We start from the raw sequence: 13,245 nt of genomic DNA on the forward strand, positions 1-13,245 counted from the left end.
AAACATGAAAATTTCAACAAAAACAATCGTTACCGTTGGAATGTTTACTGCGGTTCTTGCAGTTCTTTCCATTCTTCAGATTCCGATGCCGACAGGTGTTCCAATCACGCTGCAGACATTTGCAATGGCGTTATGTGGGTATGTGTTAGGATGGCAGCTTGGAATTTCAGCAACATTGCTTTATATTGTACTGGGAACTGTTGGTGTTCCGATCTTTGCAGGAATGAGTGCAGGACCGGGCGTGTTATTTGGCTATACAGGTGGATTTATCTTTGGATTTATCTTTCTGACTTTATTATGTGGTATTTCTGTGAACAGAAAAAATGCAGCAGTAAAGATTGTCCTTGGATTGGCAGGACTGATCATCTGTCATCTGCTTGGTGCGATCCAGTATGCAGTTTTGGCGAAGATTACCCTTGGTGCATCTTTGGTTGCTGTGTCACTGCCGTATCTTGTAAAAGATGTGATTTCCGTGGTTGGTGCTTATCTGGTTGCGATCGCTGTGCGTAAGGCACTTCACGCAGGAAATATTTTGCAGGATGCAAAAGCAGCTTAAAGGCGACATATCTATGAAAAAGTTTCGCGTTCACCATATTTTATGCACCGTTCTTTACCAGGGGGAAGGGTATAGTGGGGCATTTTGTGATAATATGACACAGAAAGTGCATGAACTGAAAGATAATTTAGATGGAGCACTCATTCTTGTGACAGATCCTGATATGATCTGTGCGCGCTGCCCGAACCGGACACCGGATGATACATGTCTTGATGAAAAAAATCATGTGAAGATCAAAGATCTGGAGCTGTTAAAGTTATTCGGATGGGAAGAAAATAAAAGCTATTCTTATTACGAATTATTACTGGATGCAGCCGGAAAAATGGATGCAAAAGAGTTTACGAGAAGTTGTGGAAAATGTAGATGGTATAAGGAAGGATTATGTAGTTATGAAATGTGGCGGAAAAATGCAGAAGAAATATTACGCAAAAAATAGGCAGACGAGGTTCTGCCTGTTTTTGCGCTAGGCTATGGCATGGGCACTGATCGTTATGCTTGTTGTTTCCGGAATGGTGGGATGGCAGACAGAGAAAGTGCAGGCTGCAATCAGGAAACCGGTCAAAATTACATTAAGTAAAAAAGCGGTCAGTACTACGGTTGGAAGCAAAGTAAGACTGAAAGTAAAGAGTGTCATTCCCCAAAAAGCATCTAAAAATGTTACATGGAAAAGTTCAGATAAAAAATTGCGATCGTAACATCAAAAGGAGCCGTAAAAGCAAAAAAGCAAGGAACTGTTACGATTACCGCAACAATGGACTCTTGGATATAAGGCTTATATTACTTACAAGTGATCAATATACTTTAAAAATATTCTATATCGTCAATAAAAAAGGCAGATCAATTTTTCCAATGGATTGATCTGCCTTTTAAATATAGCGTTATTCCGTCCGCTTATTGATATAATTGGTCTTATATTTTGAATAAATGATCTTCTGGCTGTGATACAGTCCGAAATAGCCGGAAAGCATATAACTGAAAGCAACTGCAAGTAAAAAATATGGCATTCCATCATAACCAAACAGCTCAAAACTGATCAGAAGAGAGGTGATCGGGCAGTTGGTCACACCGCAGAAAACAGCGGCCATACCGACGGCTGTGCATAGAGTGGGTGAAAAACCAAGCAGGTTTCCAAACAGGCATCCAAAAGCTGCACCAGTGAAGAAGGAAGGCACGATCTCACCGCCTTTATAGCCGGCACCAAGTGTGGCGGCTGTAAAGATCATTTTCAGTAAAAACGCTTCCGGGCGTACGGTGCCGTCAATGCACTGTGCGATGATATTGACACCGGTGCCGTTGTAATTCTGGTTACCGACAAGCAATGTCAGCACGATCACGATACATCCACCAACGAAAACCCTTACATAAGGATTCTTGAAAAAATGTTTATAAAGAGCTTCGGACTGGTGCAGCATCACGCAGAACAGGATACTGATACCGGCGCAGAGAATTGCCAGCACGGAGATGCGGACGGCGTTGCCGATTCCGAAGGAAGGAATCGAATCAATGAGAAAAAGTTCCTGCGAAATCCCAAAAGAAACGGCAATCCCATGCGCAACAAGGGAAGAGATCACGCATGGAACCAGTGCAGCGTAATACATGATGCCGACACTTACAACTTCCATGGAGAAAATAGCAGCAGCCATAGGTGTGCCAAACAATGCGGAGAAACAGGCACTCATGCCGCACATGATCATAATATGTTTGTCCTTGTCGTCAAAATGAAACAGTTTACCAATTCCGTTACCGATGCTTCCGCCAAGCTGCAGAGCAGCACCCTCACGGCCTGCAGAACCACCGAACAGATGTGTGATCAGTGTGGAGATAAAAATTAACGGTGCCATTTTAAGCGGCAGATTATCGTCAGAATGGATCGCAGAGATTACGAGATTTGTTCCTGTGTCATGTTCGTCATGCAGCAGACGGTAACAGCCAACGATCACGAGACCTCCAAATGGAAGCAGAAAAATAAGCCATGGATGTTTGATGCGGATGAGTGTAACTAATGTCATACCAAAATAAAATAATGTTCCTGCACCGCCGGCAACAACACCGGAGATGATCGCAAATAAAACCCATTTAATAGAAGTTTCGATTCGTTTTAAATTATGCTTTATCTTATGTCTGATGATTTCTTTCATAGCTGTAAACTCCATTTTCTTTCAATGATTTAACAAAATCTTAACATTTTCCTTCCTTTTTTACAATATAAAACAATAACAAGTGCAATATGCACAAAAACAGGATGCAATATTTATATAAAACATTGAAAATGTCAAAATGGTATTGCGTTTTTTTGAATAGCGTCCTATAATCTGACTATCAAATGAAAACGTTACCGGAAGCATTACCGCAAACAATACCGGAAACGTTTCACGAGATATCATACACAATTTCAGGAGGGTAAAAAAGATGAAAAGAAAAGTTTTATCAGTGATGTTAGCATCCGCTATGTTAGCAACTATGTTTGCAGGATGTGGTAACGGAAATACGGGAGATGCTTCCGGAACAGCAAATGCGGGAAACAAGACAGAAGAGGCTGCAAAGACAACCGAGGCATCTGATGCAGAAAAGACTGCAGACAGTGCATCAGGAAGCGGTTCTGTATATTATCTGAACTTTAAACCGGAGCAGGATCAGGCATGGCAGGATTTAGCAGGTATCTATACAGAGCAGACGGGTGTGCCGGTAACAGTTATCACCGCAGCAGACGGTACATATGAGCAGACATTAAAATCTGAAATGGCAAAGAGCGAAGCTCCTACATTATTTCAGGTAAATGGACCGGTAGGACTTGCAAACTGGAAAGATTACTGCTATGACTTATCTGACAGCGAGATCTGCAAACAGCTTTCAAGTGAAGATTTTGCATTAAAGAATGATGCCGGCGAGGTTTCCGGTGTCGCATATGTGCTCGAGACATACGGTATCATTTACAATAAGAAGATTTTAAATGATTACTGTACCATGGATAACGCAGTGATTTCTTCTCCGGATGAGATCAACAGCTTTGACAAATTAAAAGCAGTGGCAGATGATATTCAGGCGAGAAAAGATGAGATCAACAGCCAGTTCGGATACGATCTTCAGGGTGCATTCACATCCGCAGGTATGGATGGATCTTCTGACTGGAGATTTAAGACACATCTTGCAAATCTTCCAATTTACTATGAATACAAAGACAAAGGCATCACAAGCACAGATGCGATCGAGGGAACATACCTTGATAATTACAAACAGATCTGGGATTTATACATCACAGATTCTACCTGTGAGCCGGGCGTCCTTTCAAGCAAAACAGGTGATGAAGCTGAGTCAGAGTTCGGTATGGAAGAAGCAGTATTCTATCAGAATGGTACATGGGAGTATGGCAATCTGACAAACGAGGATAATGGATATTTAGTAACAGCAGATGATATGGGCATGATGCCAATTTACATTGGTGCTCCTGGTGAAGAAAATCAGGGACTCTGCACAGGTTCCGAAAACTACTGGTGTGTAAACAAACAGGCTTCGGAGGAAGATATTCAGGCAACACTTGATTTCTTAAGCTGGGTAATTAATTCGGATGAAGGACGTGACTCCATGGCGCATGTAATGGGATTTACAACACCATTCTTAACATTTACCGGTGACTATGTAGCTGACAACGTATTCATTCAGGATGCAAACCAGTATATTGCAGATGGCAAGACTCCTGTTTCATGGAACTTCTCAACCATTCCTTCTGAGACATGGAAAGATGGTGTTGGTTCTGCATTACTTGAGTATGCACAGGGTACCGGTGACTGGGATGCAGTTGTAAGTGCATTCGTAGACGGCTGGGCAACTGAGTATGCAGCAGCAAACGGACAGTAAATAATAACTCCTCTTTTAGAAAATAGTAAATTTGTGGTTACTGTTCACTCGCAAGCTTGACACTTGCTGTCAAGCTGTGCGCCAAAGACTATAATATGCCAGATTACAGCCCCATGCATCGAAGATGCATTTAAAATGGGCTGTAATCGTTACTGCTCACACAGTATGTGTGAACAGTAACAATTTGTGCGGTATCTGTGCCGATACCGCACAAATCATATATAACAGAAATTTTCTGAAAGAACTGAATTTAGAGATTGAACGGATTTATGAGAGGTTAAAGACTATGGAGAAATCAATAAAAAAATATTTTCCAATTTTTGCGCTCCCGACTTTAGTGGCATTTACCATAGGTTTTATAGTTCCTTTTCTTATGGGTATCTATTTATCATTTTGTGAATTTACCACAGTAACGGATGCGTCATTTGTCGGACTGAAAAATTACCTACGTGTATTTACCGATCCAACATTTGTACATGCGCTGTGGTATACCGCATTATTTACGGTGGTATCAGTGCTTACGATCAATGTATTTGCATTTACCATAGCGATGCTTTTAACAAAGGGAATTAAGGGAACAAATGTGTTCCGAACTGTATTTTTTATGCCGAACCTGATCGGAGGTATCGTTTTAGGATATATCTGGCAGATCCTTTTAAACGGAATTCTGGCAAACTTCGGAAAAACATTGACCTATTCTTCCTCATATGGTTTCTGGGGACTGATCGTTTTGATGAACTGGCAGCAGATCGGTTATATGATGATCATTTATATTGCAGGTATCCAGAACATTCCGGGTGAACTGATCGAGGCAGCAAAGATGGATGGTGCAAACAGCTGGCAGCTGTTAAAGAAAGTAACAATTCCGATGGTTATGCCATCCATCACGATCTGTACATTCCTGACACTGACGAACTCCTTTAAGCTGTTCGACCAGAACCTTGCATTGACAGCAGGAGAACCGTCAAACAATTCACAGATGCTTGCGTTAAATATTTTTGATACATTTTATGGAAGAAATGGATGGGAAGGTGTCGGACAGGCGAAAGCGGTGATCTTCTTTATCATAGTGGCAGTTATCGCACTGGCGCAGAACCGTCTGACCAGAAGTAAGGAGGTACAGCAGTAATGGCAAAACAGACAGACAATCAGGTAAGTGCAGTAAGGCGTGCAAAACACGGATGGATACTGACACTGTTTTTCAGCATTTTAGCTGTATTTTATCTGTATCCGATTTTTTTGGTGTTGATCAACTCGTTAAAGAAAAAAGGATTTATTATGAAAAGTCCTTTTGCACTTCCGGATGAGCGTTCTTTCTTCGGTATGACAAACTTTGTAAAGGGAATTGAGAAGACGAATTTCTTTGCAGCGTTCGGTAACTCGGTTATTATCACGGTAGGTTCCGTGGCAGTGATCATATTCTGCACATCCATGTGTGCATGGTTTATCACCAGAGTACATAATAAATTTACCATGGCACTTTACATGTTATGTCTTTTCTCCATGATCGTGCCGTTCCAGATGGTAATGTTCCCGTTATCTAAGCTGGCAAACATGATGCATTTGAGCAACCCGATCGGTATTATATTAGTATATCTGGGATTTGGAGCAGGGCTTGCGGTATTTATGTTCTGTGGATTTGTAAAGAGCATTCCGTTAGAGATCGAGGAGGCCGCCATGATCGATGGCTGTACACCCATCCAGACCTTCTTCCAGGTCGTATTCCCAATCATGAAACCAACGGTTATCACGGTTGCAATCTTACAGGCAATGTGGATCTGGAATGATTATCTGTTGCCGTATCTGGTACTTGACCTGAAAAAATATAAGACGATCCCGATTGTAATCCAGTATTTAAAAGGCGGTTACGGTGCGGTAGACTGGGGTACCATGATGGCGATGCTGGTACTCGCAATCATCCCGATCATCATTTTTTATGGAATCTGTCAGAAATATATTATTGAAGGAGTAGTTGCAGGAGCGGTAAAAGGCTGATATATTATTAAGAAATGTATATTTTTTGTTGAAATTTGACAAAAATTCAAATTTTACGAAAAAATACGAAAAAATAGTAGACAGGAATGAAAAATATGGTTACGATAAAAGACATAGCCAGGGAATCAGGATATTCCGTCAGTACCGTGTCACGTGTGCTGAATCACAGAAATGATGTCAGTCCGGATGCAAAAAAGAAAATCGAAAAAGTAGTCGCAGCGTATAATTTTGTGCCAAACAATAACGCGAAACATCTAAAACAGAGTAATTCCAAATCCATTGGTGTGCTGGTAAAAGGTATCCAAAATATGCTTTTTGCCAGCATCGTCGAGGAAATCCAGCGGATGATCGAAAATACAGACTATACGCTGATCGTTTCCTATCTGGATGAAGATGCAGATGAGGTGGAGCAGGCAGTCCTGCTCTGCAGGGAGAGGAAGCCTCTTGGGTTGCTCTTTTTAGGAGGTAACCCTGAGTACTTTAAAAAAGAATTTGCACAGGTGGATGTACCGAGTGTACTTGTAACAAACCTTGCAGATCAGATGAACTTCCCGAATCTTTCTTCTGTTGCGACAGATGATATTGCTGCTGCAAAATGTGCAGTGGATGCATTATTTGATGCAGGGCATACAAAAATCGGTATTTTAGGTGGTGATATTGAAAAATCATACACCAGTCATCAGCGGTTTATTGGCTGTCAGCAGAGCTTTCTTGAGCATGATATGGTGTTTGTGCCAGAGAAAAGTTACGAAAAAGCACGATTTTCCTATGACAGTGCATATCGTGCGATGAAACGTCTGATTGCACGATGCCCGGATATCACAGCGGTGTTTGCTATGTCAGATGTCATGGCAATCGGTGCGATCCGGGCATTGCGGGATTTAGAATACCGTGTGCCGGAGGATGTGTCGGTTATCGGATTTGACGGAACTGCACTGGCAGAATATTACAATCCAAAACTTGCAACGATCAAACAGCAGTATCAGACGCTTGCAACCAGAAGTGTTGAGATCCTGTTTGGACAGATTGAGTTAAAAAGGAGTCAGATCCATGAGATCGTCTCGTTTGAACTGGCGAGTGGAGAGAGTATTCAAAAAATCAGGTAACACATATAGATAGTAGGAGGAACAAATATTATGAGGACCAGCGGTGTGCTGATGCACATATCTTCCCTGCCGTCTCCTTACGGAATCGGTACTATGGGAAAAGAAGCAAGAAAATTTGCAGATTTTTTGAAAAAGGCAGGTCAGAAATACTGGCAGATCCTGCCAATCTGTCCGACCAGCTACGGAGATTCCCCGTATCAGTCTTTTTCCAGCTTTGCAGGTAATCCTTATTTTATTGATTTAGAATATCTTTGCAAAGAAAAATTACTGACAAAAAAAGAATGTGAATCATTTTCGTGGGGAACCAATCCGCAGTATGTGGATTATGGTCAGATGTATGTCTCACGTTATCCTTTGTTAAAGAAAGCATATGACAGGTTCAGGAAAAATGAGCCGGAAGATTTTGCAGCATTCTGCAAGGATGAAGCAGAGTGGTTGGATGAATATGCACTTTTTATGGCATTAAAAGATGCTAACGGCGGTGTTGCATGGTTTGAGTGGGAAAAAGACTTAAAAACCAGAAAAACGGAAGCCTTAAAAGAAGCGCGGGTTACCTATGCAGAAGATATTGCGTTTTATAAAATGTTACAGTATCTGTTCTTTAAACAGTGGTGGGATTTAAAAGCGTATGTCAATGATCTTGGCATTGAGATCATCGGTGACGTGCCGATCTATGTTGCCGGAGACAGTGCTGATGTCTGGGCAAATCCGGGACAGTTTTATCTTGATGAGGAGTTAAATCCGATCGATGTGGCAGGATGCCCGCCGGACGCATTTTCCGCAGACGGACAGCTCTGGGGCAATCCGTTATTCCGCTGGGATGCTATGAAAAAAGACGGTTACAGCTGGTGGACGAAGCGTGTAAAAGCGATGTCAAAATTATACGATATCGTCCGTATCGATCATTTCCGCGGTTTCGATTCTTACTATGCGATCCCGGCAAAAGATGATACGGCGAGAAATGGTGAGTGGAGAAAAGGTCCTGGCATGGATCTGTTCCGTACGATGGAGAAAAAACTCGGAAAGTTAAATATCATCGTGGAGGATCTTGGTTTCCTTACACCTTCCGTTTTAAAACTGGTAAAAGATTCCGGATTCCCGGGAATGAAAGTCATCCAGTTTGCATTTGACTCGAGAGAGGGCAGCGACTATCTGCCGCACAATTATGAGAAACACTGTGTTGTTTATACCGGAACACATGACAATGATACGTTGATGGGTTGGATGAAGACGGCTCCGAAGGCAAGTGTCAAATTTGCAAAAGAGTACTTGAATCTCACGGAAGAAGAAGGGTTTAACTGGGGTATGATGCGCGGTGCATGGGCATCAGTCGGAGATATGGCGATCGTTCCGATGCAGGATCTGATCGGAATCGGTTCCGAGGGACGTATGAATACACCGTCCACACTCGGCGGTAACTGGGAGTGGAGAGCAACTTCAGACCAGATCACCGGAAAACTTGCAAAACGTCTCTATAAATATATGGAAATGTATGGACGACTGAACAAGGAGCCGGAAGAAGAGGCAGATGAAGCAGAAGTGCCTGCAGTGGAAAAATAATAAATCAAAATGTTTATAAGTGAAAAAGGTTTTTGGGGATCTCAGCATGTAGCAGGCTGTGATCCCCTTTTTATATTGTGGGTTCCTTTTTGTCGGAAAATGTTTTAAAATAACATTCATAAAGGCAGAAAATGCCATAAAAATATTATACGTGGGGGCTACATGCTGTATTTTATTGTCAATGAAAAGTCAAAGAGTGGAAATGCAAAGCAGATCTGGAAAGATATAGAGGAAGTGCTTAAGGTAAGAAATGTTTCTTATCAGGTATTTGTATCCGAGTACCGTGGACATGCCGGAAAACTTGCGGGCGAGATATGTGCCATGGATGATGACGATATCTGTCTGGTTGCAGTCGGTGGAGACGGAACGGCAAATGAGGTGATCAATGGGATCACAGATTTTGAAAAAGTACGTTTCGGAGTGATACCGACCGGTTCCGGCAATGATCTTGCCAGAGGATTAGCACTTTCGAAAGATCCGAAAAACGGAATTGTACATATTTTAAATGCAATGAAAAAAACACGTGAGGATACCTGGTGTATGGATTTAGGTGAGGTAATCTTTGGTGATGAAAAAAGACTGTTTGCCATCAGTTCAGGAATCGGGCTTGATGCCTTAGTCTGTAAAAAAGCATTAAAATCAACGATTAAAGATATTTTAAACAAAATCCGGCTTGGAAAGCTGACATATCTGGTTTTGACAGTACAGTCTTTATTTACGATGCAGACCGCAGATATGGAAATTGTTTTTGACAAAGAGGAAAGCATACAGAAAAAAAGAATGATATTTACCGCGGCAATGAATTTTAAGGCCGAGGGAGGCGGTGTGCCAATGGCACCGGCAGCATCTGCCTGTGATGGGAAACTGTCATTCTGTGAAGCAGCAGGAATCCCGAAATGGAGAACGTTTCTCTGCCTGCCATTTCTGGTGGCAGCGAAACATACCTCTATTCATGGGTTTTCAGTGACGGATGCAAAAGACTGCACGATACACTTAAGCCGTCCGATGGTTGTGCATGCAGATGGGGAATACTGTGGTGAAGTTGCGGAAGTCCATTTCCGTTGCCTGCCGGGAAAACTTTGCGTGCTCAAATAACGGGATTTGGTATGCTGCCGTCATAAACAGGCATTCTTCTTCATAAAATGTTACAACATATGGAGGAGAATATCTGATGGAACATTTCAGTGATAACAGAGAATTTGACTTATACCGGGATATCAATACCCGTACCAATGGAGAAATTTACATAGGAGTTGTAGGTCCGGTGCGAACCGGAAAATCCACGTTCATTAAGCGTTTTATGGATCTGATGGTACTTCCTTTTATGGAAGATGAACATGCGAAAGAGCGTACCATGGATGAGCTGCCACAGTCCGCAGCAGGAAAAACAATCATGACGACGGAACCGAAATTTATTCCACAGGAAGCAGCAGAGATTGTTTTGCCGGAACTGTCATCCGGCAGCACCGGCATGTCACAGCCGGCACTTCCACAGTCTGTACTGCAGGGGGCTGCAATACAGGGAGCTGCCGCACAGACGAAGATAAAGGTACGTCTGATCGACTGCGTCGGGTTTATGGTGGAAGGTGCATCCGGGCATATGGAGGGAAATGAAAGCCGCATGGTAAAAACGCCATGGTCAGAGCAGGAGATTCCTTTTACAACAGCGGCATCAATCGGTACCCAGAAAGTGATCCGGGATCATGCAACGATCGGAATTGTTGTGACAACCGATGGCTCGATCGGGGAACTGCCACGCAGTGCGTATGTGAAAGCGGAAGAACAGACAATAGATGAGCTGAATGCGATTGCAAAGCCGTATGTCATTCTGTTAAATTCGCAGAAACCGTACAGTGATGAGACAATGGAACTGGCATCAGGTCTGAAAGAAAAATATCAGACTGCTGTTTTACCTGTGAACTGTGAACAACTGCGGAAAGATGATATTGTCCGTATTTTAGAGAATATCCTCTGTGAGTTCCCGGTGACACGTGTCGAATTTTTTATTCCGAAATGGACAGAAATGTTAAAGCCGGAGCACCCGATGAAAGCGGAGATCATTAAAACTGCCACAGGGATTTTAGACAGCATGCATAAGACGGGAGATGTAAGGGCACTTACGTTTACGCCGGAGCAGTATGTATCACAGATCAAGATCGACGAGACGGATCTTGCAACCGGGCGGGTGACGGTGCGGATGGACTTAGACGATAAATATTACTATGAAAATATGAGTGAACTGACCGGTGTGCCGATCGCAGGCGAATACGAGCTGATTTCTATGATAAGAGAAATGGCAGGACAGAAAGAGGCTTATGAAAAAGTGTCAGATGCTTTTAAATCAGTACAGGTAAAAGGCTATGGGGTTGTCAGTCCGGGACTTTCCGATATTCAAATGGAAGAGCCGGTTCTGATCCGGCATGGCAATAAATTTGGTGTAAAAATGAAAGCGGTATCACCATCGATCCATATGATACGTGCCAATATTGAAACTGAGATCGCACCGATCGTCGGAAGTGAGGAGCAGGCAAATGATCTGATATCCTATATTAAACAAGGGCAGCAGAGTAAAGAGGGCGCATGGGAAACAAATATTTTCGGTAAATCGGTCGGAGAACTGATGGAAGATGGCATCCGCAATAAAATTGCAATGATGGATGATGAATGTCAGATGAAATTGCAGGATACTATGCAGAAAATTGTCAATGATAATAATGGTGGCATGGTATGCATCATCATTTGATGCGGTATTATTATTCATGATCGTAGAATGTTCATGGAGTGTACATTATATAGACGAAAAATAAGAGAGAAAAGAGAAGAACAGATGAAAAAATTCATTCAGGGAATGTATCAGAAAAAGAATTTTGGACTAAGACTGACAGCGGTGGTCTTAGCAGTGATTGTAATGGGATTTTCCTTGTCATTGCTGGTACTTGTGGATCTGGGAACAGATCCGTGTACCAGCATGAATCTTGCCATTTCTGAAAAACTGGGGATGGGAATCGGAAACTGGCAGGCATTGCTTAATACGGTCATATTTATTTTTGTCATTTTTTTAGGCAGGGAAAATATCGGATTTGGAACACTTGCGAATATGTTTCTGGTCGGCTATTCGCTGCAGTTTTTTTCCTGGGTATGGGAAAAGACATTGCCGGTGGGATTGTTTGACTCGATGGCAGTGCGCATTTTAGTACTGATTCCGGCATTGGCGATATTTGTTGTGGCGGCAGCAGTGTATATGGATGTGAAATTAGGAACAGCACCGTATGATGCGATTGCATTTATCATTGCAAAATGGGTGCCGAAGGTGCCGTTTCGGCTAGTGCGGATGGCATTTGACTTTACTATCATCGTGATTGCATTTTTATTTGGTGGCAAGATCGGAATCGTAACGATCCTGATGGGATTTACCCTTGGACCGGTCATCGGTGCTGTCGGTGAAAAGATCAGCCGGTTTATTGAGTGTGACTAAAGGATCAGATTTATTATCATCGGATGATTTTTGCGGGAGATGCTGGTATTTCCCGCTTTTTTGAAATTCGTTGTAGGCATCCTGATAAGCGGCGACAATGTATTCTTTCATGGGATCATTGTCACTCACCATCGACATGGTATCTGAAAATACTTTGGCAGCCTCTTCCTTGCTTTTACAGTGTTCTAACTGCTGTTCAAGAGAGTCGCGCATCGCCTGGATTCTGGCTGCCTGCATATAGAGCTGGGGATCTACTGCCTGAAGAAAACGCATTTCTTCTTCGGTCAGTTTTTTCCCGCTTTTTAATTTTGCCTGGATCCTTGCTAATTCTGCCTGCTTTTCCTCGTCGGTCATGCCGCAGGCGGGGCTTAAAAGCTCGGAGATGTTCTGTGTCAGGTCAAAGGCATCCATGCCGGAAACACTGCCTGCATTTAAAATATTATCACCGGAAGAAAGACCGATGGAAGATTTTGATAAACGGTCTGTGATCTGGTCGACCACATTTCTTTTGCCGGAAGATGGGTTTAAAATCTTTTTTAAGCCGGAAAGATTGAGCTGAGTCATAAATTTTCTCCATTCCTATGTTATTTTCTTACAAAATATATCGGGGAAAATCAGCTTTTGTTTAGGATGGAGATTGGATTTTATGATTTCTTCTGTTATAATCGAAAATGACAGTGTTGCGAACAACAAAAAGA

At 42.4% G+C, this 13,245-nt stretch carries 13 protein-coding genes; 11 read left to right on the top strand and 2 right to left on the bottom strand.

Going from position 1 to position 13,245, the window contains the following annotated elements; translation table 11 throughout:
* Positions 1-4 precede the first annotated feature (4 nt).
* From DXA60_RS02070 to DXA60_RS02080, 3 genes are read left to right on the top strand one after another with little or no spacing between them, the layout of a single operon-like run.
* The gene (locus DXA60_RS02070; RefSeq protein WP_117919073.1) at positions 5-556 is read left to right on the top strand and encodes a biotin transporter BioY; all 552 of its coding nucleotides are present in this window, start codon (positions 5-7) and stop codon (positions 554-556) included.
* A gap of 13 nt (positions 557-569) precedes the next feature.
* Positions 570-992, top strand: coding sequence for a DUF1284 domain-containing protein (locus DXA60_RS02075; RefSeq protein ID WP_117919292.1), 423 nt, complete (start codon positions 570-572; stop codon positions 990-992).
* A gap of 34 nt (positions 993-1,026) precedes the next feature.
* Positions 1,027-1,251 carry a hypothetical protein gene (locus DXA60_RS02080; protein WP_117919075.1) on the top strand — a complete coding sequence of 75 codons (225 nt, stop codon included), beginning with the start codon at positions 1,027-1,029 and terminating at the stop codon, positions 1,249-1,251.
* Between the two features lie 183 nt (positions 1,252-1,434).
* Here the strand turns inward: DXA60_RS02080 and DXA60_RS02085 are convergent, their stop codons facing one another.
* A complete protein-coding gene (locus DXA60_RS02085; RefSeq protein ID WP_117919077.1) occupies positions 1,435-2,694 on the bottom strand; it encodes a chloride channel protein in 1,260 nt (419 codons plus the stop codon).
* Positions 2,695-2,965: 271 nt separating this feature from the next.
* Here DXA60_RS02085 and DXA60_RS02090 point away from each other — a divergent pair, with 271 nt between their 5' ends.
* From DXA60_RS02090 to DXA60_RS02125, 8 genes are all read left to right on the top strand, one after another.
* Complete coding sequence (locus tag DXA60_RS02090; protein WP_117919079.1) at positions 2,966-4,411, top strand: ABC transporter substrate-binding protein; 1,446 nt, start codon at positions 2,966-2,968, stop codon at positions 4,409-4,411.
* A gap of 286 nt (positions 4,412-4,697) precedes the next feature.
* Positions 4,698-5,540, top strand: a complete 843-nt coding sequence (locus DXA60_RS02095) for a carbohydrate ABC transporter permease (RefSeq protein WP_117919294.1) — start codon at positions 4,698-4,700, stop codon at positions 5,538-5,540.
* Positions 5,540-6,406 (top strand): carbohydrate ABC transporter permease, encoded by an 867-nt coding sequence (locus DXA60_RS02100; protein WP_015520530.1) that lies wholly within the window; start codon positions 5,540-5,542, stop codon positions 6,404-6,406. Before DXA60_RS02095 ends, DXA60_RS02100 begins: the two co-directional genes overlap by 1 nt.
* Positions 6,407-6,492: 86 nt before the next feature.
* The gene (locus DXA60_RS02105) at positions 6,493-7,512 is read left to right on the top strand and encodes a LacI family DNA-binding transcriptional regulator (protein ID WP_117919081.1); all 1,020 of its coding nucleotides are present in this window, start codon (positions 6,493-6,495) and stop codon (positions 7,510-7,512) included.
* Between the two features lie 30 nt (positions 7,513-7,542).
* Positions 7,543-9,072 (top strand): 4-alpha-glucanotransferase, encoded by a 1,530-nt coding sequence (gene malQ / locus DXA60_RS02110; RefSeq protein WP_117919083.1) that lies wholly within the window; start codon positions 7,543-7,545, stop codon positions 9,070-9,072.
* 162 nt (positions 9,073-9,234) lie between these two features.
* Entirely contained in the window at positions 9,235-10,167 is a 933-nt protein-coding gene (locus DXA60_RS02115) for a diacylglycerol/lipid kinase family protein (protein WP_117919085.1), read from the top strand.
* Between the two features lie 76 nt (positions 10,168-10,243).
* Positions 10,244-11,815: a stage IV sporulation protein A gene (locus DXA60_RS02120; protein WP_117919087.1), complete on the top strand. Its 1,572-nt coding sequence runs from the start codon at positions 10,244-10,246 to the stop codon at positions 11,813-11,815.
* An 84-nt stretch (positions 11,816-11,899) separates the two neighbouring features.
* Complete coding sequence (locus DXA60_RS02125; RefSeq protein WP_117919089.1) at positions 11,900-12,547, top strand: YczE/YyaS/YitT family protein; 648 nt, start codon at positions 11,900-11,902, stop codon at positions 12,545-12,547.
* Here DXA60_RS02125 and DXA60_RS02130 read toward each other — a convergent pair.
* Positions 12,440-13,111, bottom strand: coding sequence for a hypothetical protein (locus DXA60_RS02130; protein WP_117919091.1), 672 nt, complete (start codon positions 13,109-13,111; stop codon positions 12,440-12,442). The two genes, DXA60_RS02125 and DXA60_RS02130, sit on opposite strands and share 108 nt — an antisense overlap.
* Positions 13,112-13,245: the final 134 nt, after the last annotated feature.

The organism is Roseburia sp. OF03-24 (genome assembly GCF_003463035.1).
GTDB lineage: Bacteria > Bacillota > Clostridia > Lachnospirales > Lachnospiraceae > Roseburia > Roseburia rectibacter.

Coding starts and splice junctions, on each gene's coding strand:
- DXA60_RS02130 (WP_117919091.1), bottom strand. CDS start 13,111: ATGACTCAGCTCAATCTTTCCGGCTTAAAAAAGATTTTAAACCCATCT.
- DXA60_RS02120 (WP_117919087.1), top strand. CDS start 10,244: ATGGAACATTTCAGTGATAACAGAGAATTTGACTTATACCGGGATATC.
- DXA60_RS02090 (WP_117919079.1), top strand. CDS start 2,966: ATGAAAAGAAAAGTTTTATCAGTGATGTTAGCATCCGCTATGTTAGCA.
- malQ (WP_117919083.1), top strand. CDS start 7,543: ATGAGGACCAGCGGTGTGCTGATGCACATATCTTCCCTGCCGTCTCCT.
- DXA60_RS02105 (WP_117919081.1), top strand. CDS start 6,493: ATGAAAAATATGGTTACGATAAAAGACATAGCCAGGGAATCAGGATAT.
- DXA60_RS02080 (WP_117919075.1), top strand. CDS start 1,027: ATGGCATGGGCACTGATCGTTATGCTTGTTGTTTCCGGAATGGTGGGA.
- DXA60_RS02095 (WP_117919294.1), top strand. CDS start 4,698: ATGGAGAAATCAATAAAAAAATATTTTCCAATTTTTGCGCTCCCGACT.
- DXA60_RS02075 (WP_117919292.1), top strand. CDS start 570: ATGAAAAAGTTTCGCGTTCACCATATTTTATGCACCGTTCTTTACCAG.
- DXA60_RS02115 (WP_117919085.1), top strand. CDS start 9,235: ATGCTGTATTTTATTGTCAATGAAAAGTCAAAGAGTGGAAATGCAAAG.
- DXA60_RS02125 (WP_117919089.1), top strand. CDS start 11,900: ATGAAAAAATTCATTCAGGGAATGTATCAGAAAAAGAATTTTGGACTA.
- DXA60_RS02070 (WP_117919073.1), top strand. CDS start 5: ATGAAAATTTCAACAAAAACAATCGTTACCGTTGGAATGTTTACTGCG.
- DXA60_RS02085 (WP_117919077.1), bottom strand. CDS start 2,694: ATGAAAGAAATCATCAGACATAAGATAAAGCATAATTTAAAACGAATC.
- DXA60_RS02100 (WP_015520530.1), top strand. CDS start 5,540: ATGGCAAAACAGACAGACAATCAGGTAAGTGCAGTAAGGCGTGCAAAA.